Origin of the sequence: Enterobacter sp. BWH64 (assembly GCF_001037645.1) — a bacterium.
Classification (GTDB): Bacteria; Pseudomonadota; Gammaproteobacteria; order Enterobacterales; family Enterobacteriaceae; genus Enterobacter; species Enterobacter hormaechei_C.
In genome coordinates this window covers 3419342-3441752 of the sequence record NZ_KQ089922.1, presented here as the reverse complement: position 1 = coordinate 3441752, position 22411 = coordinate 3419342, and the positions used below count along the sequence as shown (strand labels likewise).

At 56.5% G+C, this 22411-nt stretch carries 17 protein-coding genes and 1 tRNA gene; 3 read left to right on the top strand and 15 right to left on the bottom strand.

The window, feature by feature from the left end:
• Window positions 1-21: 21 nt before the first annotated feature.
• The 9 genes from SK50_RS16495 to SK50_RS16460 all read right to left on the bottom strand — a co-directional run bounded on the left by SK50_RS16495 (window position 22) and on the right by SK50_RS16460 (window position 11033).
• The gene (locus SK50_RS16495) at window positions 22-1548 is read right to left on the bottom strand and encodes an aryl-sulfate sulfotransferase (RefSeq protein WP_017693119.1); all 1527 of its coding nucleotides are present in this window, start codon (window positions 1546-1548) and stop codon (window positions 22-24) included.
• A 247-nt stretch (window positions 1549-1795) separates the two neighbouring features.
• Window positions 1796-2185 (bottom strand): M15 family metallopeptidase, encoded by a 390-nt coding sequence (locus SK50_RS16490; protein WP_017693120.1) that lies wholly within the window; start codon window positions 2183-2185, stop codon window positions 1796-1798.
• Window positions 2172-2498, bottom strand: a complete 327-nt coding sequence (locus tag SK50_RS23370; protein WP_017693121.1) for a phage holin family protein — start codon at window positions 2496-2498, stop codon at window positions 2172-2174. Before SK50_RS23370 ends, SK50_RS16490 begins: the two co-directional genes overlap by 14 nt.
• A 329-nt stretch (window positions 2499-2827) precedes the next feature.
• Window positions 2828-2903: transfer RNA gene (locus tag SK50_RS16485), tRNA-Asn, on the bottom strand.
• Window positions 2904-3066: 163 nt separating this feature from the next.
• The gene (locus tag SK50_RS16480; RefSeq protein WP_048229724.1) at window positions 3067-5256 is read right to left on the bottom strand and encodes a TonB-dependent siderophore receptor; all 2190 of its coding nucleotides are present in this window, start codon (window positions 5254-5256) and stop codon (window positions 3067-3069) included.
• Window positions 5257-5282: 26 nt separating this feature from the next.
• Window positions 5283-6608 (bottom strand): lysine N(6)-hydroxylase/L-ornithine N(5)-oxygenase family protein, encoded by a 1326-nt coding sequence (locus SK50_RS16475; RefSeq protein WP_017383315.1) that lies wholly within the window; start codon window positions 6606-6608, stop codon window positions 5283-5285.
• A complete protein-coding gene (gene iucC / locus SK50_RS16470) occupies window positions 6605-8347 on the bottom strand; it encodes an IucA/IucC family protein (RefSeq protein ID WP_017693123.1) in 1743 nt (580 codons plus the stop codon). Before iucC ends, SK50_RS16475 begins: the two co-directional genes overlap by 4 nt.
• Window positions 8344-9291 (bottom strand): GNAT family N-acetyltransferase, encoded by a 948-nt coding sequence (locus SK50_RS16465; RefSeq protein ID WP_017693124.1) that lies wholly within the window; start codon window positions 9289-9291, stop codon window positions 8344-8346. Before SK50_RS16465 ends, iucC begins: the two co-directional genes overlap by 4 nt.
• Window positions 9291-11033: an IucA/IucC family protein gene (locus SK50_RS16460; protein WP_017693125.1), complete on the bottom strand. Its 1743-nt coding sequence runs from the start codon at window positions 11031-11033 to the stop codon at window positions 9291-9293. Before SK50_RS16460 ends, SK50_RS16465 begins: the two co-directional genes overlap by 1 nt.
• A gap of 138 nt (window positions 11034-11171) precedes the next feature.
• Here SK50_RS16460 and SK50_RS16455 point away from each other — a divergent pair, with 138 nt between their 5' ends.
• Complete coding sequence (locus SK50_RS16455) at window positions 11172-12371, top strand: MFS transporter (protein WP_045344357.1); 1200 nt, start codon at window positions 11172-11174, stop codon at window positions 12369-12371.
• A gap of 3 nt (window positions 12372-12374) precedes the next feature.
• On the opposite strand, the gene mtfA is transcribed toward SK50_RS16455, so the two are convergent.
• On the bottom strand, window positions 12375-13172 hold the full coding sequence (mtfA, locus tag SK50_RS16450) for a DgsA anti-repressor MtfA (protein WP_017693127.1): 798 nt from the start codon (window positions 13170-13172) through the stop codon (window positions 12375-12377).
• A 266-nt stretch (window positions 13173-13438) separates the two neighbouring features.
• Between mtfA and SK50_RS16445 the strand changes: the two genes are divergently transcribed.
• A complete protein-coding gene (locus SK50_RS16445) occupies window positions 13439-14341 on the top strand; it encodes an L-proline-binding transcription factor PsrA (protein WP_017383321.1) in 903 nt (300 codons plus the stop codon).
• Here the strand turns inward: SK50_RS16445 and SK50_RS16440 are convergent.
• The 3 genes from SK50_RS16440 to SK50_RS16430 form a co-directional block, all read right to left on the bottom strand.
• Window positions 14313-15101, bottom strand: a complete 789-nt coding sequence (locus tag SK50_RS16440) for a substrate-binding domain-containing protein (protein WP_017693128.1) — start codon at window positions 15099-15101, stop codon at window positions 14313-14315. The two genes, SK50_RS16445 and SK50_RS16440, sit on opposite strands and share 29 nt — an antisense overlap.
• Before the next feature lie 6 nt (window positions 15102-15107).
• Window positions 15108-16409 carry an MFS transporter gene (locus tag SK50_RS16435; RefSeq protein ID WP_017693129.1) on the bottom strand — a complete coding sequence of 434 codons (1302 nt, stop codon included), beginning with the start codon at window positions 16407-16409 and terminating at the stop codon, window positions 15108-15110.
• Window positions 16410-16669: 260 nt separating this feature from the next.
• Complete coding sequence (locus SK50_RS16430; protein WP_017693130.1) at window positions 16670-17965, bottom strand: serine hydrolase domain-containing protein; 1296 nt, start codon at window positions 17963-17965, stop codon at window positions 16670-16672.
• Between the two features lie 95 nt (window positions 17966-18060).
• On the opposite strand from SK50_RS16430, the gene SK50_RS16425 reads away from it, so the two are divergent.
• Complete coding sequence (locus SK50_RS16425; RefSeq protein WP_017693131.1) at window positions 18061-18966, top strand: LysR family transcriptional regulator; 906 nt, start codon at window positions 18061-18063, stop codon at window positions 18964-18966.
• On the opposite strand, the gene fumA is transcribed toward SK50_RS16425, so the two are convergent.
• Together fumA and SK50_RS16415 are read right to left on the bottom strand one after the other, a co-directional pair.
• On the bottom strand, window positions 18955-20604 hold the full coding sequence (fumA, locus tag SK50_RS16420; protein WP_045344360.1) for a class I fumarate hydratase FumA: 1650 nt from the start codon (window positions 20602-20604) through the stop codon (window positions 18955-18957). The genes SK50_RS16425 and fumA overlap by 12 nt on opposite strands.
• Window positions 20605-20659: 55 nt before the next feature.
• A complete protein-coding gene (locus tag SK50_RS16415) occupies window positions 20660-22168 on the bottom strand; it encodes an anion permease (protein ID WP_017383327.1) in 1509 nt (502 codons plus the stop codon).
• Window positions 22169-22411 lie beyond the last annotated feature (243 nt).

Sequence of the window (22411 nt, the reverse complement as noted above, 5' to 3'; positions counted from 1 at the left end):
CCAGATTGTTACATCATTTGATTAATTTGCATAAATAGATGCCGCAGTGATGACGTCAGTAAGCTCCGTTTCATTAAATAATCTTGCACGGTAGGCCTCCCCTGGGTATTGAGGAGCGCCATCAGATAAAGAAATCACATCATAGATAGAGGCAACCATATTACCGTCTACGTCACTGATAAAGAATGAGCGCGCATGGCAGGTAAAAATAGTGAAATAATCACCATGATCAAACACGCCTCCCATAAAGTCGGTCCATTGGAGGATAGGCGTCGTTGGGAGTTCTACAGGCGCATGAATCTCAACAGCGGTGCCTGCTGCTAAGTCGACCGCATAGAACAGAATGCGGGCTGGATCTGTTTGATAGGGGTCCGACGTCGCTGCGTCATTTATCGGACGAATAACGGGGTTGCCATTTTCATCTACGCAAGATCGGTTATCGAACACTGATAAGACAAATTTTCCTGCGGTAGGATCGATACTGGCAGAAAAAGCACTATTATTCGTAATGCACACCGTATGGGCACCATTTTCAAAATGAGTAATACCCGAATTATCAATATGAATAGTCGCTTGTTTTGCCGGGAACTGAGGGTTGAAATTACCTGTGTCGATTGCCCACAAGATACTGCCATCAACGATAGAGATACCAAAAGTTGTACTCGTTGTGCGAGAATGGACAATAATGGCTTCTTCGTTATTTGGGCTGCTTGCAATCCATGTAAGAGAGTTAAAATGGACATCATTAGGCGTATTGTTATTCAGAATTTGAGAACCACTATATTCGCTGGTATAGTTTTTCGCCCAAATCATTTTCCCTGTCTGATCGTTAAATTTCAGAACCAGCGCATCTTGCGCCATCGTGTTGGTTAGTCGGTTAGGGCTATCGGTGCCAAACATATAAATGTCGCCCGCGGAGTCCCAGACTACATCATGAGTATTTGCATAGTGATTGCCATCAGCATCACGCATGTCGAATTCAAGGACGACATTGCCCATGATATCAATTTTGAAAAAGCTACGGCCGTACCACGCCATATCTTCGTCGCTGCCGGTATAGAGGTAGCCATTGTGGATCCGCAGCGGTTGGAGATGATAAACCGATAAGAAGTTAAAACGCAGGTCACCATTTTGGTCATAACCTCGGCCAGTGGATTCCATTAACCAACTGTTTCCCCATACAGAGGTAAATAGTGCAGGATCGGTTTGCTCAATATCGAGGTGGAAGATGACAGATGTATCATATTCCTGATCTTCTGTACTGATGATAAATGGCTGATTGAAAACTTCAGTACCCGTGTCATCCTTAAATACGACCTGCACACTGTTTGCATATTGCGCATAAAGACCAATAACAGGGATTTTAATGGTTTGAGTAACACCATAAATGAGATCCGATGTATAGGTAAAATCTACGCTGGTTGGACTGGTCGTCCTTTTTGTAACAGTGTAAGAATAACTTACCGGGGTATCTGAGGTAAAATAAAGGTATGCAGCGAGCTGGTTGTCGGCTGGTGCAAGTTCAGTTTTAATATAAGTAATTGTCATGATGGTATTCCTTTTATTTCATTCAATAAGATATATGGTTTTTTTGTCAGCGCAATTAAGCATCGCCTGTATAAATAACGAGTAAATAAACGCCTGACGGATAATTTTGTGCTGTGATAATTAAAAGCGATTTTGTATTCTCATTCTCCTATTATAAAATTTATGTAAAAAGAACATGGTTAATCATCCGGAAAATAACGATGCGCTGTATTCTCTGCGGAAATATACATGTCAAAAGTGTTAGGTTCTATTCAGGATACATCTTTCGTGATAGCTGAAAATGAACGCCATCCTTTATTTCCGTCCAGTTGCCGCCCCACTCAACATCAACAGATAGCTCCTTAGCGGCCTGAAAAACAGCCGTTGCAATTGTCTGATAATGTTTAAAATCCCATGAAACGGTACCGTTGATGACCGCGAATACATCGACGGCGTGCCCCGTTAAATGCCTGCTTTTAGACGTTAATGATTTTCCTAATGCTAATAGCTCAAGCTGTCGTTTTTGGTTTCTTACCCCTTCAGAAATACCGAAGTCAACAGGCGATAATTTCAATGCTTTTCTCATCACCTCCGAAAGATCTTTATGTACTCCTTTAAGGTTCTTTTCAGTCTTTCTACTAAATTCATGATTTATCATTACTATCTCCAGAGATTTTCTTCCAGTAATAATTAAGAGCAACAACACCCATTGCACCTGATATACCGCTGACTGCAAGTGAAGTATGAAATACTGAACCAAGGCTTTGTGACATCAACCCAGCAAGTACACCGGTAAATCCTGATACAATAATTTGTGCTAACGCAGAAAATAAACTTCTTCCCGACTGGCCTGACTTAACGTCAAGGAGATATCTGACAAGTCCTCCCCACGCGCCAAATAATATTATGTAAAGCCAGCTAAAAAATGCATTTGATGATGGGTCTTTCCATGGCAAAGCAATTACCTCCATAGGGTATATAAGTAAAAAACTTTAGCTCTTGATGAGATTATTTTTCCTGGTCTAACGATTTGCTTTTGCTATGCGATAAATAATAAACGTTGAGCAATCCCGTTTTGTGATGAATATCACACGGAATGTAATTAATAGTTTTTGCCGATCGATATTTGATGAATGATAGTTATGTGTTATTGATATTAATGATTCTATTTATTAGTGGAATATATAACAGGGACAGGTGAGGAGGTGGGGGTAAACACTAAAACGGCAACGGGCGCCGTCCTGCATTTCTCATGCGCTGAAAAGCAAAAAGCCTGCTCTAAAAGCAGGCTTTTCAAATTTGGCTCCTCTGACTGGACTCGAACCAGTGACATACGGATTAACAGTCCGCCGTTCTACCGACTGAACTACAGAGGAATCGTGTGAACGAGGCGCATATTATCGACCTGCGTGCGCCTTGTCAAAGGGGAAAACACCGTTTTTATTCGTTTGCCGAGAATTTCAGCAAAGCGATGATTTAATAGCAAATTTGCTTTCAAATTGCACAGCAAAATGCGCCGCCCGCAGGCGGCGCGCAGGATCAGAACAGAACGGAGTAGTTCAGGCCAAACGTACGTCCACGGCCTTTATAAGTATAAAGACCCGGTGCGCCGTAGGTTGGGCTATACAGCCCCGGTGCGCGCTGGCCCCAGGCGGTGGTGTAGTCTTTGTCCAGCAGGTTTTCCACGCTGAAGCTGACTTTGCCCACCGGCAGGGCGTAGCTGCCCAGGAAATCAACGGTGTTATAGCCATCAATCTTCTTACCGTCGGCGTCAGACACGTCGAAGGTTTGTGTGCTCTGCACGCGCAGGGCCCAGTCGCCCGGCGCCCAGTTAACCCATGCGCTGGCTTTAGACGGGCTGGCGCTGTCGACCGTCAGCTTCTCCCATTTCCCGTTTTCACGCGTTTCGGACTTGATGGCGTTAAAGTTCGCCCCGGTGCTCCAGTCGCTGTCGGTGAAGAAATAGTCCACCTGGCCTTCAACCCCATAGATACGACGTTTATCGTCCTCCAGATTGATGGTCATGTCGCTCTTGTTGATGGTGATGGTTTTATCCGAGAGCGAGTAGTAGGCCGCCACCTGGGTACGCAGGTTATCGCCGGTGAAGCGCCAGCCCAGCTCGTAAGCATTGACCTTAATACCGTCCAGCGTTGAGTCGTTCACGTTGACGCTGTTTTGCAGGCGATAGTGACCATCGACCAGCTGATAGGTGCCGGAGCCGTAGTACTTCGCCAGGTCCGGGATCTCGAAGCCCTGGGAGAAGTTAAACCACAGCTGCTGCTGTTCGGTAAGACGTCCAAGGATCCCGGCGTTAAACAGGAAGTTGTTGTAGTCGGTTTTCCCGCCCGGCACCGCGTCAGCGGAGGTCGCTTTGCCCGTGGCGATTGCCTGCTGCTGGGCGTAGCCGACAAAATCGTCCACCTTGTTTTCGGTGTACTGGTAACGCACGCCGCCGCTGAGGGTGATGGCGTCAATGTCATAGCTGGCTTGCAGGAACGGCGCGAGGTTGGTAATGCTGTAACCCGGATAACGGCCCACGTTGTAGGCATTGTCCAGCTCCATGCCGCCGCTCGCCGCCGCTTTGCTTAAGTCGAAGAACTGCTGGTTGGCATCGAACGTTTCGTGGTCGGCATCCACACCCCAGGTGAGGGTCAGGTCGTCTATCGGCTTGCTGTTCAGCGTCAGCTTGCCGCCGTAAAAATCGGTTTTCTGCTGGGATGCGCCAATGCTGGTCACCGCGCCTTTGCTCAGCGTCGGGAACGGGTAGTAGGTCAGGCTCTCGTCACGGTAGTAAATCTGCGCAACCAGATCCTGACCCCAGAAATCGGTGTTCGAGTATTGCAGGTTGATCAGGTGACGCTCTGTGCCCGGGATACGGTCAGAGTTCAGGTTGTCTTTGTTATAGGCTTTGGCATCGCCCGTGACCGCAGCGAAATTCTCCCCAAGGAACAGACCGTGCTTGCCGTCGGATTCGCTCTTGTAGTACTGCGTGGTTAACTGGAGCTGCTGATGATCGTCGATGTTGATGGTGCCTGTCCCCATCACGTCGATACGGTCGGAATACTGCAAGCCGGTCTGGGTGTTATCGATAATCACCTCGTCGCCGTTGCCGTCATACCAGCCGCCGTAGCGCTGATAGGAGACCGACAGACGGCCAGAGGCGTTGTCATTGCCGCCGCTCACGGCTGCGGAGACGTTCTCATCATGGTCGTTATGGCTGTTAAACCCGCTTTTTGCCCCGGTCTGGAACTCCACTTCGGTCTCCGGCTGGCCTTTTTTGGTGACGATGTTCACCAGCCCGCCGGTACTGCCGCCGCCGTACAGCGAGGTGGCGCCGGAGATCACTTCGATACGGTCAATGTTGAACGGATCGATAGAGTCGAGCTGGCGGCTGTCGCCGCGGGAAGAGTTCAGACGTACGCCGTCCACCATCACCATCATGGAGCGACCGCGCAGGTTCATGCCGTAGTTGGTACGTCCCTGGCTGCTGACGTCCATACCGGGGATCAGCTGGGCCAGCACGTCTTTAATCTCTTTCCCGCCCTGAACCTGCTGCTCAATTTCCGCCCGCTCAATAACCCAGGTGGTTTGCGCCATCTCTGCCACGCTGCGATGTGCCCGGCTGGCGGAGACCACAATATCTTCTTCCTTTTGTTCTTCCGCCCACGCAGAGGTAGAAAGCATGGCAAGCAAGCACGGATTTAAAACCCAAAGATGAGAACGTTTCATTGTTATGTTGATCCTGAATGTGTGTGTCAGTACTCGGTGGTCTTCATTAATGATTTAAAAACCTGGCTGCTCTCCGGGCTGGTGGTGCTCCGCCAGTGGATCACGCCGGGGGTGGTTGCCAGCTCAAACGGCTCGTCATCGTGAGCGCGATTCAAAATTCGCGCCGCGCGCCAGGCCATCAGGCTGAGCTGGGGTTCGGCAATACCGAGACGGTGCATCCCGGCATTGACGGCAAACAGGCGGTTGCTCTGCGGGCCGTCCCATTCAAGGGTGAAATCGTTGTTGATGCAGAAGGCTTCATTCTCATCCAGACGCAGTCGGGAAGAGAGCGGGGCGAGAAACGCGGGCTGCACGGCGCGGTAGCCGGTGGCGAAAATCACCACGTCGCTCTCCAGCTGTTCGCGCCCGCCGTCCAGGTGATGCTGGATGCTGAGGCGATGTCCGGTTTCCTGGCGCGTCAGCGCCGTCACCGAGCGGGACGGCATCAGGTGCGCCCAGGGTTTTTCGCGCAGCACTTCGAAGCGGTGATACATGGCGCGATAGATGGCCAGCAGCGACTCCGTGGTGATCCCGTCGGAGGTCATCTTCTGCTCCTGCAACATCTGACGTCGGGCGTCGTCACCAAGGGTCGAGAAGCTGTCCACGTACTCCGGCGTGAAATATTCGTTAGCAAACGCGGCTTCATCCAGCGCATTGTAGTTGTTGCGGCGCGACACCCAGTTGAGGCTCAGCGGCTGCCCCCATTCCCCACGGAAGATATTTAAAAACAGATCCGCACCGCTCTGGCCGCCGCCGACGACGGTGACGCGCTTGCCCGCTAAATCCGGCGTGCGCAGCATCATTTCGCTGGCGTGGAAGCAGGTGTCGTCCTGCGCGGTGACGCAGTCTGGGAGATTGATCTGCTTCCCAATCCCCACGCAGACGTGGCGCGCCAGGAAGCGATCCCGCTGGGTCACGACCTCAAACAGGCCGTTTTGCTCATCAAAGCTGACCTGCTGTACCTGCTGGCTGAAGGCCAGGTTAGTGAGGTTATCCGCCGCCCAGCACAGGTAGTCGGCAAACTCCTCGCGCGACACGGTGCGCTGCTCGGTGGTGAGGAAACGGTAGAACTTTTTGCGCTGTACCAGATAGTTCAGGAAGCTGTGGCGGTTGGTTGGCTCCACGGCGCTGACCAGATCCTTCAGGAAGCTGGTCTGCATATGGCAGTCCGGCACCATCATCCCCGGGTGCCAGGAGAAGTGCGGCTTGCGTTCAAGAAACAGCGAGCTAAAACCGTCCAGCCCCTCTGCCAGCGCGGCAATACTGAGGTTGAACGGACCGATACCAATGCCGATGAAATCATAGGTTTTCATTGCGCTGACTCCCGGGAGACCAGAAAAAGAGGGTTATCAAGATCGCAGACGTAGTTCGGCAGCATGCGGCTGCCGCCGTCGTGTTCAGAGAAGGTCAGTTTGACCGGGTTGAGGATCACGCGAATAATCTGCGGCTTAAACAGGTCGAACTTCGCGAAGCGCGCCGTAAGATCCGGATGGGCGGCCATATAGCGACGTAACACCAGCGCCAGGATCTGATAGAAGCGGGTTTCGCTCACGCCGCATTGCAGGGTGAGGCGGGATATAAAGCGCAGTACCGTGACAAAGTTGCCGGTTTGCAGGTCGTGGATGATGTAATCCGCGCTGAGGCGCGCCGTCACCGCTTTTACCTGCTCCGGCAGGCTCTGCATCTGCGGGAAATCTTCATCCACCAGGCGCATGTCGCCCTGGAAATCCTTCAGCAAAATGCGCTGCGGAACGTAATCTTTCATCACCAGCGTGACGTTCTGGCCGTGGGCGATGAGCGCCACCCCGTAGCGACAGAGCAGGTGATAGAAGGGGATCACCGTCGCCTCAAACAGCTTTTCCAGCCATGCGTCAGCGGTTAACCCCGAGCGTTTGATCCACGCGTCAATCAGCGGGCGCCCCTGGTTATCGGTTTCCATCAGAGCCGCCATCAGCACCGCCTGTTCGCCATCCTGTAAATAGCAGGATGGGTTCTCGCGCCAGATCACCCCCAGCATCTCCTGATAGCGGTACGGCGCCTCAGGCAATGCGGTATAACCCGGATGCGACAGATATCCGGCTGCGGGTTCGCCAAGCACCTGCGCCCCGGAGTGAATCAGCGTGGCATCGCTGGCGAACTGCTGCTGTAGCCAGCGCGAGGCCAGCGGACCGGCGGCGATATACTTGCCCGGAATACCGCGATAGCAGGAGGTGTTGTAGATAGTCAGCGGCAGCTTGATGTCATACGGCGCGCGACGGCTGGCGTTGGTCAGCGTGCGCAGGGACTGCTGCGCCAGATACTCATCGCCGAACTCACCCAGCTCTACCATCTCACCGCGCGCGAGCTGCGCCAGGAAATGAATGGCAATTTTTTGCTGCCACTGCCACGGGTGCAGCGGCACCGGCAGCCAGCTGTCGTCCAGATCCAGCTCCTGCCAGCGGGCGTCGAACCGCTCGCGCTCGGCATCGTCCATGGCGCTGGAGAGCAGGGCGTTAATATCGCAATCGGCGTCGCTGCTCCAGACCAGACGCTCGCGCTGCACGGCGACCCAGTGCAGGCGGAAACGCCCGCGATATTCCGGCGCGTACAGGCGCAGGGCATCCAGCCCCCAGCCGCGGCGTCCCTTGTTGAAAATAAACTTCGGGTGACCGCGCATCAGGCACTGTAGTTCGTCCGGGTCGAGGTGGATCAGCGCATCGGCATCCAGCGTTTCACGCGCCTGCAACAGCTGCATGTCACCCCGCAGCGTGGCGTAGAGATCTTCCATGTGCTCCGCCGTTTGCGCGTCGCTCATCTCCAGCACGGTGGCCAGTTGCAGCAGCGCGTTTTCCGCTTCGACCGCCGCGCCGCTGGTGGTGGTCAGGGTATCAGGGTCAATATGCAGCCAGCCCCATATCCCACGCGTGGCGCGAAACTGCCAGCACGCGTTGCCCATACTGATGCGCCAGTTGTCCGCCGAAACCGGCTCGGCGCGCAGGGTGCGTTCATATTCCAGTTCGGCGAGGATCTTCGCCACCATCTCGCGGTTCACTTTCTGCCAGAGTGCGTTCACAGTTCCACCTCGTGGAAGAAGCGGTGACGCTCGCTCATGATCAGACGGGAGCGTTTGTGCGGGAAGTCGAACTCTTTCACCGTGTCGAAACCGGCGGACGCCAGATGGCGGAACAGACGCTGGTTGTCGAAGCGCGGCTCGGCGACAATGCGCGTGGTGCGCGGTTCATCGAGATACAGATAGTGGCTCAGGCCACGCAGCCAGCTGCGGATGTATTGCGCGCCGCGCCAGTTTTCTTCACCCACCAGCATGTGCAGCCCGCGGTCAAACGGCTGCCAGCGATAGTGGCGGCCAATGCGATCTTCTGCCGCCCAGTAGAGTTCAAAATAGCCGAACGGCTGATCGTCAAAGCAGCCGATCACCGGGTAACAATAGGTCGAGTCGAGCTGGCGACGCAGGTAGTTCTCCTGCTCGGCCTGCGGACCGGCCATCTCCCAGAAGGCATTTACGCGCGGGTTGTTCATCCAGCGGGTAAAACGCTCGCCGTCCTGGGCCACGTCCGCCACGCGGAAGCTCAGGGTGCGCTTAATCTGCGGATCGTAACGGCGGTACACCTCGCTCTGCGGGCGGTGAGGGCGCAGCGGGAAGTACAGCTGACGGCTTTCGTCAAACTGCATTCCGCCGCTCGCCTGCGGACGTTCGCCTTTCAGCCACAGCGGCAGCTGCCAGAAAATTTCACGCGCCAGATAATCCCCGTGAACGAGGCTAAACAGCGCCTGCGCCTGAGGTTCATCCTGCCAGGCTGCCCACGGCAGGGTAATGCCGGTCAGGGCGGGCGCGGCAACAAACAGCTGGTCGAGGGCGTCCACCAGCCAGCCGTCCGGGAGCCCGGTCAGCCGCTCCAGCACCGCGCTGCCGTCGAGACCCAGCGTCAGCGGCAGGTTTTGTTCCGTGGCCGTGCAGCGAAAGCCGTAGCCGGAATGGACGATATTCGCGTTTGCCATCACGCCTTCTCCTTATAAAACGGGTTGCTAAAGTCGAAATAGATCACCGCCGGATCGACGATGGTGTTTTCGTTGCGATCGTGCAGGTAGCAGAAGAAGTTGCCTTTGCAGTTCCAGGTCGGGCTGTCGAGCACGTAATCGAGGCAGCGGGTCTGCTTCGCCGTCGTGCGCAGTTCGGCCAGCGCGTCACGCACGCGGGACATCAGGTTCTCTTCGCTGTCGAAGCCGGCGGCGGCGAGCGCGGCGGTGACGGCAAGGGTAGAGTTCAGCAGCAGGTAATAAGGGAAGTAGCGCAGCAGCTGGCTCTCACCGAAGCGGTTTTCCACCTCGGTTTCACCTGCCTCTTTCAGCCACGCGTCGGCCCCTTCGGTCCAGGCGCTGCCCTGGCAGTCGCGGTAGATCAGCCCGACGGGGAAATCCTGCTGCATCTCAACGAGGATATTTTGCTGGTGCGCCAGCAGGACCAGACCGTAGTCCGCCTCGGCGCTGAACAGCGGAAGCAATACCCGGTCGCAGTAAGCGTCCAGCCAGCAGCGCGCGGCCTGGGCGAGCGGGAGATCCAGACGCTGGCTCAGACGACGCACCGCCGCGGCGAGCAGGCTGTCGCCGCCGTCCGGCGCGGCCTGGGTCAGGCTCACCAGCACGTTGGTTTGCGTTTCAGGAGTATCGAACAGCAGGTTGACGCGCAGGGCCATCAGGCTCTCTTCCTGGACGACGCCGTGCTCATCGCACAGCCCCGCCCAGCCGTCCTCCTGCATCACGCGCATGGTCGGGTAGCGCGCCTGAAGTTCCTGCCAGCGTGCCGTTTTCGCCAGTCGCGCCAGGCGCATGCCGCGCTTAACCTCTTTCACCGACAGCGTGCGCACGGAGTTGGTCAGCCGCACGCTCAGGGAAAACTTAATCATGTCGCTGTTGGTTTCGCTGTACAGCGAGCGGGAAGAGCTGGTGGGTAGCCATTGCGCACCGGCTTCGCCCAGATCGCGCAGGGCGCCTTTTTCTACCAGACGCTGGCACCAGTCCTGCTCCAGCAGATAGTCGGCCTGCCACGGGTGCATCGGCAGCAGCCAGCAGGTGTCGGTGAAGTGACCGAGAAGGGCCGGCGCGCTCTGCGCTGCAAAGCGCAGCAGACGTTCCCGCAGGGAGACATTCAGGCTGTCGCCGGTAATCAGCTTATGCTCAACCGCAAACCAGCGCAGCGGGAAGCGGGAGGCGAAATCCGGCAGATAGCGACGCGCCTCGGCCTCGTTGAACGGCTCGTGCGACTTTGGGGCAGGATGAAAAGCATGGCCGACCAGCAGCGCCTGTTCCGCTTCGGCAAACGTCAGCGGCTTATCGCGCAGGTTTGCCCAGTTGTGGCGTAAATCAATGGCCTGCCAGGTGTGCGTATGGCTTTCCAGGACGCGCTGCTTAAAGCGAGCCAGCGTATCGGCATCCAGCTCGCCTTTTATCGTCTCTTTTTGAAGAATGAAATCAATCAGTTGATGAAATGTGACCGTGTCACCGCCGTCGCTGTCGGCCTGAATCAGCGTTGCCGGAAAACGATACTGGTGATGCTGTGTGGGGGAGAAATAGCGTACCGGAACCCGAATGGCCTGGGTTGGGGAGAGCGGGATATGAATCTGTGATAACTCATCCGCACGGGTTGCGGGAAGATAGTGCCAGTCCTTCGTTTCGCGCAGCAGCGCGTTCAAAAAACACTGGGCCGCAACATCTGTACCGGCGGAGCGGGGCAGAGTACGCATAGTTGTACCTCATTCCATGACTGATAATAATTCTCGTTATGATATTCATTCTGTTTACAGTGGCAACTATTTTTGCAATATTTGTTTTCATAAACTTCATAATTTCCACACATTTATTGACATTATCTTCACAATTTTATGCGCACCCGTACTGAGAATCTCACTGACGTTGTGGCCCCCAAAGCTAACTGGCCCCTGGCACTGGGCGCCGGTTTATTAGGTATTGGGCAAAACGGTTTGCTGGTTATGCTGCCGCAGCTGGTCTCCCTGACCGGACTGTCGCTCTCCGTCTGGGCCGGGCTGCTGATGTTCGGCTCGATGCTCTTTTTACCCGCCTCGCCCTGGTGGGGACGCCAGAGCGAGCGGCACGGCTGTAAGGTCGTTATGCTGGCCTCGCTGGGCGGCTATCTGGCGAGCTTTGTCGTGATGGCGCTGGTGGTCTGGGCGATGGCGAACGGCGCGCTGAATGCTTTCTGGGGAATGGCAGGCCTGGTGCTGTCGCGCATGCTGTACGGCCTGACGGTATCAGGGCTGGTGCCTGCGGCCCAGACGTGGGCCATTCAACGCGCGGGGCTGGATAAAAGGATGGCGGCGCTGGCGACGATAAGCTCTGGCCTTAGCTGCGGGCGTCTGCTGGGACCGCCTCTGGCCGCGCTGATGCTCAGCGTCAGCCCGGTCGCACCGCTCTGGCTGATGGCGCTGGCGCCGTTTATCGCGCTGCTGCTGGTGCTGCGCGAAGCCGCCGATCCCCCGCTGCCGCCGGTGGCGCACCAGTCGACGCGGTTACAGGCCCCCATGCTGCCTTTCCTGGTGCTGGCACTGCTGCTGGCGGCGCTGGTCAGCCTGATGCAGCTTGGTTTATCGCCGCATCTTCACCCGTTATTTAATGGCGATGCCGTGCAAATCAGCCATCATGTCGCGCTGCTGCTGAGCCTGGCCGCGCTGGCGACCCTGGCGGCGCAGTTTCTGGTAGTACGCCCGCAGCATTTTACCCCGAGAGTTTTACTCTTAATTGCCGCGGTCTTGATGGTGGCGGGTCTTGGGCTGATGTGTCTCGCCAGTTTAGCCCTGTTCTACGTGGGAATTGTCATCACTTCGCTGGGGGCCGCCATGGCAACGCCGGGATACCAGCTTTTGCTCAACGATCGGCTGACGACGGGCAAAGGCGCAGGGGTTATCGCCACCAGCCATACGCTGGGATACGGGGCCAGCGCGCTGCTGGTACCTGTGGTGACGCGCTTTTACGGTGAGCAGTTTTTGATTACTGCCGCATGGGGAATGGCGCTGCTGTTTCTCGCGGTGAGCGTGTGGGTACGATCGACCGATCGTACCCCTTAAACATTAGTGGAACGGATGAGGGGAGGTGCTGGCTGCGTCCTCACTTTGCCGCAGACGCTGGAGCGGATCCTGCTGATAAAACTGGCAAAAACGCTGCCACAGCGCCGGGAAGCGCGGGGCAAAAAGCTCAGGTGCGCTAAAGAAATACTCGGACAGTACCGCAAAACACTCGGCGGGATCGGTCGCGGCATAGGCATCAATGCTGGCCGCGCTTTCACCCACCAGGTCTATCTCATCCTGAATGTTTTCCATCGCCGCGTGCAGGTCGTGCTCCCATCCCGCGACTTCACGCAGCGGGATCAGCGGCACGCCGCTGGCGCGATCGCCGTTGCGGGTATCCAGCTTATGCGCCACTTCGTGAATGATCAGGTTGAAGCCCGAGGCATCGAACGAGTCCTGAATATCCAGCCAGTTGAGGATGATTGGCCCTTGCTGCCAGCTTTGCCCGGACTGCACCATACGCTGGTTGTGCACCAGCCCGATGTCATCCTCCCACTCATCATCGACGATAAACGGCGCCGGGTAGATCAGCACTTCGTGGAAGCCATCCAGCCATTCGATACCCAGCTCCAGCACCGGCAAGCAGAAGAGCAGGGCGATGCGGGAATTTTTAAGCGGATCCAGTTCGAAGCCCTGTAGCGGTACCAGCCGTTTTTGCTGTAAAAAACGCTCGGCCAGCTGAATCAGCTTTGATTGCTCTTCAGGCAAGAGATTCGCCAGCACGGGGATCGCCAGAGCCTCATCCCAGGGCAGCGCCATATTTCGACCAGCGTCGTTCGTTTTCCAGGGCCACTTAATCATCGCTTTGCTCGTTACTCGCACGTGAACAAAATGGAAAGGTCAGGGGCTGTTAGCATGCCAACATACTCTGTTAAGCAGTATGACACTCCTCTTCGGCTGCATGCAGACTGGCAGCCTGTTTAAGAGGAATCCAGCCCGCATAAACTATCACTATGTGCCGTCAGGTTGATAGCGCTTTAGGGGTATCCCCTTCATTTTGTGAAGTATGTCGTGCGCGACTATGATAAATCTCTTCTTACCCTACCGTGCTTAAGGATCCCGTCAGTATGCCCGTCAATTTTGACCTCAACGATCTCTATGCCTTCCGCGCTTTACTGGAATATGGCAATTTCCGTCTTGCGGCGGAGTCTATCTGCCTTTCCCAGTCGGCGTTGAGTCGCAGAATTGAAAAGCTCGAGGCGGCACTGGGGACAAAACTGTTCGACAGAACCACCCGGCGCGTCACGCTGACCCTGTATGGACAGACCTTTGCCGACCGGTGCGGACAGCTGCTTGCTGATGTGGAGTCCATGCTTTCGGATATCGATAAGGCCAGCGAGGAGCGTACGGGGCTAATCACCGTGGCGACGGTGCCGTCCGCCGCCTGTTACTTTATGCCGGATGTTATCCGCCGCTTTCAGTCCCGTTACCCCCGCGTGCGCATAAAACTGATCGACAGCAGCGCCGGAAATGTTATCGAGGCCGTCACCCGCGGACAGGCGGATTTTGGTATCTGCTTTGCCCGGAGTTTGCAGCCCGACATCGAGTTTGTCCCGCTGGTGGAGGATGTCTACGTGGCTGCCTGCCGGCGCGACGGCCCGCTTGCAAAAAGAAAAAGCCTGACGTGGCAGGCTTTTTATCAGCAGGATTATATCGGTCTGGATAAGACCTCCGGCAACCGCAATCTTCTCGACCAGCGGGTCGGGCATATTCGGCCTGAGCGCCCCAGCATCTGCGAAACGCGGCACGTGACGACCATGCTGGGGATGGTTGAAGCCGGGATCGGCATTGCGGCCGTTCCCGCCATGTCAATGCCCCGCGCAGAGCATTCGCTGCTGACGTCGGTGCCCTTAACCGAGCCTGAGGTCAGGCGAACCGTGGGGCTGATCCGCCGCCGCGGGCGGATCCAGTCCTATATTGCTGCCGAACTCGAAACGCTGATTACCGAGCAGTATCGCGAGGTGCACTGACGGGCGTTAAGCCCGTTGCCGTAATGACGCTGGCGGCCTGTGGCGAAGAGAGAAAGGCCAGCAGCGCTTTTCCCTGTTCGGGATGGTCGGCCTCCTGCGTTACGGCTCCGGCGAAACGGGTAATGTACTGCATGTCGTCAGGCAACTTACCCACAAACGTCACCCCCGGGACCGGCAGAAGCTCGCTCACCTGCTGAAAGCCGAGATCGTATTTCCCTTTTGCCACTTCAGACGCCACCGGGATACGCTCAACCCGGTGCGCTTTATCGTGGACCTGGCCGTCGATGCCCAGCTTACGGAACAGCTGGCTCTCTACATACCGGCCGCTGGCGCTGTCGGAATAAGCCATGGAATGCGCCTTCAGCAGCGTTTGCCGCAGGGCAGGCACCGTACTGATATCCGGCACCGGCGCGCCCGCTTTGACGACCATCCCGACGGGCGAATCCGCCAGCTCCACGCGGGAGCCCGCCGCCGTCCTGCGATCCTGTTCCAGTTTCGCCAGCGCATCGCCCACCATAATCACCACGTCCGCTTTTTCGCCCCGGGCGAGCCGGGCCGGAATGGCCTGCGGCGTTTTGCCCATCGACGGGCCGGAGATCACAATGAGCCTGTCGCCGCTTTGCGCTTCGTACTGCGGCGTCAGCTTCTCCAGCGCCGCTTTGAAGCCGCCAGAAATCATCACCGTCACATCCTGCGCAAGCGCGCCCGCGCTGAGGGAGGCGAAGGTCAGGGCGGCAATCACCGTTCTGAATGTAAGCATGAGGGATCACTCCTTAACGGCAGTTTGCAGGATTAACGTGCGACGACGATAGAGATAAAGCGTTGCCAGCAGGGCGCAAACGGCGGCAAAGCTCATCCAGTAGCCCGGGGAGGCTTTGTCGCCGGTGTACTCAATTAAGGCAGTCGAAATCACCGGCGTGAAACCGCCAAAGACCGCCGTTGCCAGGCTGTAAGCCAGTGAGAAGCCCGCCACGCGCACCTCTGCTGGCATGATCTCCGTCAGGGCCGGGATCATCGCGCCGTTATACAGGCCGTAGAGGAAAGAGAGCCACAGCAGCACGGTCAGCATCATTGAGAAGCTCGGGGCTGCGGCCAGCATCGTCAGCGCCGGATAGCTGGTCGCCAGCGCCAGCAGCGTCATGGCGATCAGCACCGGTTTACGCCCGAAGCGATCCGACAGCGCGCCGCCCACCGGAAGCCAGATGAAGTTGGACACCGCCACCAGCAGCGTGACCAGAAGACTGTCCGACGCGCTGAGCATCAGGACTTTTTTACCGAAGGTCGGCGCGTAAACGGTGATCAGGTAAAACGCGGTGGTGGTCATCGCCACCATCAGCATGCCCGCGACGACTACCGGCCAGTTGGCGAGCAGCGTTGTGAAGACCTGACGCATTGCCAGATGGTGGCGACGGGCGCTGAATTCCTCGGTCTCTTCGAGCTTGCGGCGCAGGAAAAAGATAAACGGCACAATCAGACAGCCAAACAGGAACGGAATACGCCACCCCCATTCGCGAATGGCACTCTCTTCCAGCACCACATTCAGGGCGAAGCCCATCGCCGCCGCGATCATAATGGCGACCTGCTGGCTACCCGACTGCCAGCTGGTGTAGAAACCCTTGCGGCCCGGCGTGGCGATCTCCGCCAGATAAACCGAAACCCCGCCCAGCTCGGCGCCTGCCGAAAAACCCTGCAACAGGCGGCCGGTCAGCACCAGCAGCGGCGCCCACAGGCCAATGCTCTGGTAAGAAGGGATCAGCACGATCAGGAAGGTTCCGGCGGCCATAATTGACAGGGTGACGATCAGCCCTTTACGGCGACCCACTTTATCAATGTAAGCTCCCAGCACAATGGCTCCGATCGGACGCATCAGAAAGCCCGCGCCAAAGACGGCGAAGGTCATCATCAGGGACGCAAATTCACTGCTTGCCGGAAAAAAAGTATGGGCGATGTAGGTGGCATAAAAGCCGAACAGAAAGAAGTCGAATTGCTCAAGAAAGTTGCCCGACGTGACGCGGAAAATCGCGCCCGCTTTGGCACGAAGCGTTGCAGGTGAGGTTGAGGAAACCATGATTATCTCCAGTTTTATAGTGACGTTATGCTCGTCTGTTTCTGAAAACTGGATCAGGAAGTGGAAATTAATAAGCGCAAATAGCGCATGGACTGATGCGCGTGGTGCATTAATGACAAAGCGTTGACCAGTATTTACATATTCAACAATAACTTAACATTTCGGTGATCTTTTATTTACTCGATTTCGCTAAGTTGCTGATATATCGGTTTTGTGACATCGCGCAGGTGAGAAGCCAGGCGGGGCCTGGCTCGGGATTATTAGCGCAGCGCGTTCGCAATCGCGCTAAACATCAGCGACGCTTCCAGCGGCTGGGCGCTGAATGACGGCTCTGCCTGCGGCCAGGTGGACCACTGAACGATAACCAGATTTTCTTTCTGATTAACCATGATCATCTGACCAAAAATACCCAGCGCCCACAGGGAATCCTTCAGCGAATTTTCGACTTTCGGCTCCACGTGTGTGGCGGTGGCTGGTACTTCGTTGTTCCACCACTGGTAGCCGTATAACCCCTTCGGATGCGCGTCGGACACCGATCCTTTGGCCTGTGTCCAGGCTGAGGACTGTTTCACCCAGCCCTCGGGGAGGATCTGCTTCCCGTCCGGCAGCGTACCGTTATGCAGGATAAACTCCCCGAAACGCCCCCAGTCTTCCAGCGTGGCGTTGAACCCATGCGCACCCACGTCGTGCTGGCCTTTGCTGTAGGCATGCCACACGCCGTCGCTCGCCATGCCGTACGGCTGCCAGATGGTCTTCTCCAGATACGCCGCGAGCGTCATGCCGGTGGCGCGCTCAAGCACATCGCCTAACAGCCAGGCGCCACCCGAGGAATAGGACCAGTTTTCGCCCGCCGGGTGTTCACGGTGTAACCCCTTCACCAGGGTGCGCACGCAGTCGTAGGTGCCCGGCTTCGCTTCGCATTCGGTAAGCCGGGCGAAGTCAGATTGCGGGTTGGTGTAATCTTCGTTCCACGCCACGCCAGAGGTGTGGGTGATGAGCTGTTTTAGCGTTACGCCCTCCCAGGCGGTGCCTTTTAAGTCAGGTTCGTATTGGGTGACAAGGTCGTCCAGGGAGTGGATTTTCCCTTCTTTAATTGCAGCACCCACCAGCGCGGAGACCACCGATTTGCCCACGGAACGCGACGTCCAGAGCGTTGAGTCGGTATTGCCTTCACCCAGGTATTTATAGGCCACTTTGCCGTTTTTCAGCACCAGCATGCCGCTGACGTTCTGGCGTTTCAGGTAATCCTGAAGAGTGTAACTCTTACCCTTCACCTGATAGAGGGCATCGGTGAGCGGTTTTTCTGCGGGCAGCAGCGGCGTAGCGTTGCCGTGGCGGAACACATCCCCTGCGTAGTTGCGGTAGTCATTGCGAAAGCCCACCACGCGATCGGCCTGGTTCCAGGTGAGCATGGTATGCGCGTCCGGGAGTCTGGCATCGAAAGGCGCCGGACAGGTGGTGAGGTCGGTACCGTTGCAGGCCGCCATAACGGCGGGCGAGAGCAGGCTGCTGACAACCAGCGCCGCGAGCAGCGTGCGGTTTGTTTTGATTTTCATATTTATCTCGTTTGGCTCAGGAAGGACTTCAGTTTAAGAACCTGCGGCCTATAATAAAAAACGCGTTATGGGGGAAAATCCCCCGTAAAAATTGCGTGGAGAATGGCGTGGCATCACTGATCTATTCCTTTGCCCAGCTTGAGGCGTTCACTGCCGTCGCTGAACACGGCAGCCTGATGAAGGCGGCCAGTAAACTCGGCAAAGATCGTACTACCCTGCGGGATCTGATCGATTTCCTTGAGGATGGGCTGGGCTATGCTCTGTTCCTGCGGGAGGGGCGCAGCCTGCGCCTGACGCCGGAGGGGGAGCAGCTTCAGCGGCAGGCGCACCTGCTGATGCGCCAGGTCAAAGCGTTTGAGGCGTTTGCCAGATCGGTACCGGACAGCGCGACGCAGGACATTGCCCTCGCTTACGATCCGTTCACCCCCAGAGCTTTTTTACAGGCGCTGATTGCCACACTGGCGACGAAAAAGATCCGCCTGAGCCTGACCAGCGCATCGCGCGATGAGGCGGAAGCGATGCTGGCAAACGGTCAGGCCGATCTGGGGATCTGCCAGGCGCGCAACCGCAGCGTGGGCAATGAGATGGAGTGGCGGGCGCTGGGGGCGATCGAAATGGATTTTTACGCCGCAACGGCGCTTTTTGCGGAGGTTGCGTCGCCGGTGTCGCTGCTCAATCTCTCTCTGGTGCCACAGGTGATTATGCATCCCGCGTCAGACGAGCCGGTTGCCCGTCGCCTGCAAATTTCAGGGCACACGCTTTTCACTAACGAACTGGAGATGCTGCGCGGCCTGCTGGAGCAGGGCTGCGGCTGGGGGTTTTTGCCGACCCATCTTCAGGCAACGCAGTGGAAAAATGTAAAAAGGCTGCCCACCGAAGTGGGCAGCCAGGGGATAAGCCAGACGATGGTCACTATCTGGAAGCCGGGCAGCGACAAGCGCGGGTTGATCAACGATACGCTGTCGCTGCTTCCGGCGTTATGGAAACGTTCAGCGCTGTGAGCACCCTTTGCACTGTTTATTCTGGATCTGCTGGAAGAAGTCGTTGCCTTTGTCATCCACCAGGATAAACGCCGGGAAGTTCTCCACTTCAATTTTCCAGATGGCTTCCATTCCCAGTTCAGGATACGCCACGCATTCCAGGCTCTTGATGCTGTTTTGCGCCAGCACCGCCGCCGGGCCGCCGATGCTGCCGAGGTAGAAGCCGCCGTGCTTATGGCAGGCGTCGGTGACCTGCTGGCTGCGGTTACCTTTGGCCAGCATGATCATGCTCGCACCGTGGGATTGCAGTAGGTCCACGTAGGAGTCCATACGCCCGGCGGTGGTTGGGCCTAAGGAGCCAGACGCGTAACCTTCTGGCGTTTTCGCCGGGCCAGCGTAGTAAATCGGGTGATCTTTAACGTACTGCGGCAGTTCTTCCCCGTTGTCGAGCAGCTCTTTCAGCTTCGCATGGGCGATGTCGCGCGCCACGATGATGGTGCCGCTCAGCGACAGGCGGGTGGATACCGGGTGCGAGGAAAGCTGCGCCAGAATGTCGGGCATCGGCTTGTTCAGATCAATGCTTACCACGTCGCCTTCTCCCTGCTGGCGCAGGGATTCAGGAATATACTGGCCCGGATTGTGCTCCAGCTTCTCAATCCAGATCCCCTCGCGGTTAATCTTCGCCTTGATGTTGCGGTCAGCGGAGCAGGAGACGCCCATGCCGATTGGGCAGGAGGCACCGTGGCGCGGCAGGCGGATTACGCGAATGTCGTGGGCAAAGTATTTGCCGCCAAACTGCGCGCCCAGACCAAGGTTCTGCGCTTCCTGAAGCAGTTCCTGTTCGAGCTGAACATCACGGAACGCCTGGCCGTGTTCGTTGCCTTCGGTTGGCAGCGCATCGTAGTAGCGGGTAGAAGCCAGCTTAACGGTTTTCAGCGTGGCTTCCGCTGAGGTTCCGCCGATAACGAAGGCGATATGGTACGGCGGGCAGGCTGCGGTGCCGAGGGACCGCATCTTCTCAACCAGGTAGTTTTTCAGCTTCGCCGGAGTGAACAGCGCTTTGGTTTCCTGGTAGAGATAGGTTTTGTTGGCAGAACCGCCGCCTTTCGCCATGCACAGGAATTTATACTCGTCGCCGTCCACGCTGTAGAGGTCAATCTGCGCGGGCAGGTTGGTGCCGGTATTCACCTCTTTATACATATCCAGCGCCGCATTCTGCGAGTAGCGCAGGTTATCTTCAATGTATGTGTTATAGACGCCCTGGCTCAGGGCCGCTTCGTCACCGCCGCCGGTCCAGACGCGCTGGCCTTTTTTGCCCATGATGATCGCGGTGCCGGTATCCTGACAGGTTGGCAGCACGCCTTTCGCCGCAATTTCGGAGTTGCGCAGGAATTGCAGGGCAACGTACTTATCGTTCTCGCTGGCTTCCGGGTCGCTCAGAATAGCCGCAACCTGCTTCTGGTGAGAGGTGCGCAGCATAAATGCCGCGTCGTGGAAGGCCTGCTGTGCCAGCAGGGTCAACGCCTCTGGCTCGACTTTCAGCACTTCCTGACCGTCGAACTCGGCAACGGAAACGTGCTCTTTGGTCAGCAGATAGTATTCGGTGTCATCGTGCGCAAGAGGGAAGGGGTTTTGGTAGATAAACGGTTTGTTTGACATAGCGTATTGCTCCACAAAAATAAAACCGCCGGAGGAGAAGTCCGGCGGTCAGGAATCAGAACATCATGGACATCCACGGGTAGCCAATCAGCAGCAGAGCTGCCAGGAAGATGGCACCGAAGATGGTACCGAGGCGCCAGTAGTCTTTGGTTGGCAGGTAGCCGCTACCGTAGTAAATCGGGCTTGGACCCGTACCGTAGGGGGTAATGATCCCCATCACGCCCAGCGAGGTCACCATCAGCAGAACGAACACTTCCATATTCATGCCCGGAATGGTGGAGGCGATGGTCAGCATCGCAGGCAGCAGCGCCGTGGTGTGCGCGGTGGTGCTGGCGAACAGGTAGTGCAGCAGGTAGAACGCCAGCAGCAGCACGATGGTGGCGACACCCGGAGAGATACCGCTCATCAGCAGGCCGCCTTCTTTACCCAGCCAGCTGATAAAACCGGTGGAGGAGAGGCCATCCGCCAGCGCCACCAGGGTGGCGAACCAGACGAAGGTATTCCACGCGGCTTTGTTACCGGTGATATCGTTCCACTCCAGCACGCCGGTCCACAGCATCAGGCCAACGATCAGCAGGGCAGCCATGGCCGGTTCAATCCACGCCGCGGCGAAGATCCACATCAGCAGCGCACAGCACACGAATACCAGCAGCAGGATCTCATTGCGCGACAGTTTGCCCAGTTTTTCCAGTTCACGGGTCGCCCACAGCGGTACTTCGTTATTCACTTTTACTTCCGGCGGGTAGAACCAGTAGGCCAGCAGCGGCATGGTCAGGATCAGCAGGATGCCCAGCGGCAGGAAGGCGAGGAACCAGGTCCCCCAGGAGATATCAATTCCAACCGTGCTTTTTACCAGCGCCAGCGCCAGCAGGTTAGGTGCCAGAGCGGAAAGGAACATCGAGCTGGTGATACAGGCCGCGGTGATGGCTACCCACATCAGATACGAACCGATTTTGCGCGCGCTTGGGTCATTGGGTTTTGAACCGTACAGCGGCGGCAGATTGGCGATGATCGGGTAGATGGTCCCGCCGCTGCGCGCGGTGTTGGACGGGGTGAACGGGGCCAGCAGCAGATCCGCAAACGTAATGGCGTAACCGAGCGTCAGGCTGCGACGGCCCAGGTACTTCACCAGAATCAGCGCCAGACGGCGGCCGAAGCGGGTTTTGTCGTAGCCTGCGGCGAACATAAAGGCACCGAAAATCAGCCAGACGGTGGAGTTACCAAACCCGCTGACCGCCCATTTAAAGGAGGCGCCCGCCAGCTTGAATTTTGGGTCAGCCAGCTGTTCCGGGCTAAAGAGTACCCACTGGCTGCACAGCGCAATCGCCACGACGCCGGTAAGACCGATCACGGCGCCCGGCAGCGGTTCGAAAATTAAGCCGACGATGACGCCGACAAAGATGGCGAAGTAGTGCCACGCATAAGGCGGCAGCCCTTCCGGAACGGGGACAAACAACAGCAGGACGGCAACAATGACGGGCAAAGCCATCATCAGCAGTCGTTTTGCTGTTCCATTTGATGCCAGATTCGCCGCAGGAGGCGTTACAGCAGTTTTTGTATTCATAGTTTCACGTCTTAAGTTGTCAAAAATTCGTCGCCCGGCGAAAACACAAATTCGATTGAAATATCCTTTTTGCTTTTTTTAGTTATTTAAGGTGCGGTTTTGTGTTTTCACTAATAGCGATTTAACGCATTTTGGTTTGCGCTAAATAAAAAATGATGATGTTTTTATATTGCTCTTTTGAATGCCATAACTATTGATCGCGATCAAAAAAACGGAACTGAATGGCTATTTTTATATTTTTTA

What these genes read in the sequence shown, in the direction of transcription:
- SK50_RS16440 (WP_017693128.1), bottom strand. Translation starts at nt 15,101, where the DNA reads ATGCTTACATTCAGAACGGTGATTGCCGCCCTGACCTTCGCCTCCCTC.
- SK50_RS16415 (WP_017383327.1), bottom strand. Translation starts at nt 22,168, where the DNA reads ATGAATACAAAAACTGCTGTAACGCCTCCTGCGGCGAATCTGGCATCA.
- SK50_RS16490 (WP_017693120.1), bottom strand. Translation starts at nt 2,185, where the DNA reads ATGATAAATCATGAATTTAGTAGAAAGACTGAAAAGAACCTTAAAGGA.
- SK50_RS16480 (WP_048229724.1), bottom strand. Translation starts at nt 5,256, where the DNA reads ATGAAACGTTCTCATCTTTGGGTTTTAAATCCGTGCTTGCTTGCCATG.
- SK50_RS23370 (WP_017693121.1), bottom strand. Translation starts at nt 2,498, where the DNA reads ATGGAGGTAATTGCTTTGCCATGGAAAGACCCATCATCAAATGCATTT.
- SK50_RS16455 (WP_045344357.1), top strand. Translation starts at nt 11,172, where the DNA reads ATGCGCACCCGTACTGAGAATCTCACTGACGTTGTGGCCCCCAAAGCT.
- SK50_RS16445 (WP_017383321.1), top strand. Translation starts at nt 13,439, where the DNA reads ATGCCCGTCAATTTTGACCTCAACGATCTCTATGCCTTCCGCGCTTTA.
- fumA (WP_045344360.1), bottom strand. Translation starts at nt 20,604, where the DNA reads ATGTCAAACAAACCGTTTATCTACCAAAACCCCTTCCCTCTTGCGCAC.
- SK50_RS16435 (WP_017693129.1), bottom strand. Translation starts at nt 16,409, where the DNA reads ATGGTTTCCTCAACCTCACCTGCAACGCTTCGTGCCAAAGCGGGCGCG.
- SK50_RS16460 (WP_017693125.1), bottom strand. Translation starts at nt 11,033, where the DNA reads ATGCGTACTCTGCCCCGCTCCGCCGGTACAGATGTTGCGGCCCAGTGT.
- SK50_RS16430 (WP_017693130.1), bottom strand. Translation starts at nt 17,965, where the DNA reads ATGAAAATCAAAACAAACCGCACGCTGCTCGCGGCGCTGGTTGTCAGC.
- SK50_RS16475 (WP_017383315.1), bottom strand. Translation starts at nt 6,608, where the DNA reads ATGAAAACCTATGATTTCATCGGCATTGGTATCGGTCCGTTCAACCTC.
- SK50_RS16465 (WP_017693124.1), bottom strand. Translation starts at nt 9,291, where the DNA reads ATGGCAAACGCGAATATCGTCCATTCCGGCTACGGCTTTCGCTGCACG.
- mtfA (WP_017693127.1), bottom strand. Translation starts at nt 13,172, where the DNA reads ATGATTAAGTGGCCCTGGAAAACGAACGACGCTGGTCGAAATATGGCG.
- SK50_RS16495 (WP_017693119.1), bottom strand. Translation starts at nt 1,548, where the DNA reads ATGACAATTACTTATATTAAAACTGAACTTGCACCAGCCGACAACCAG.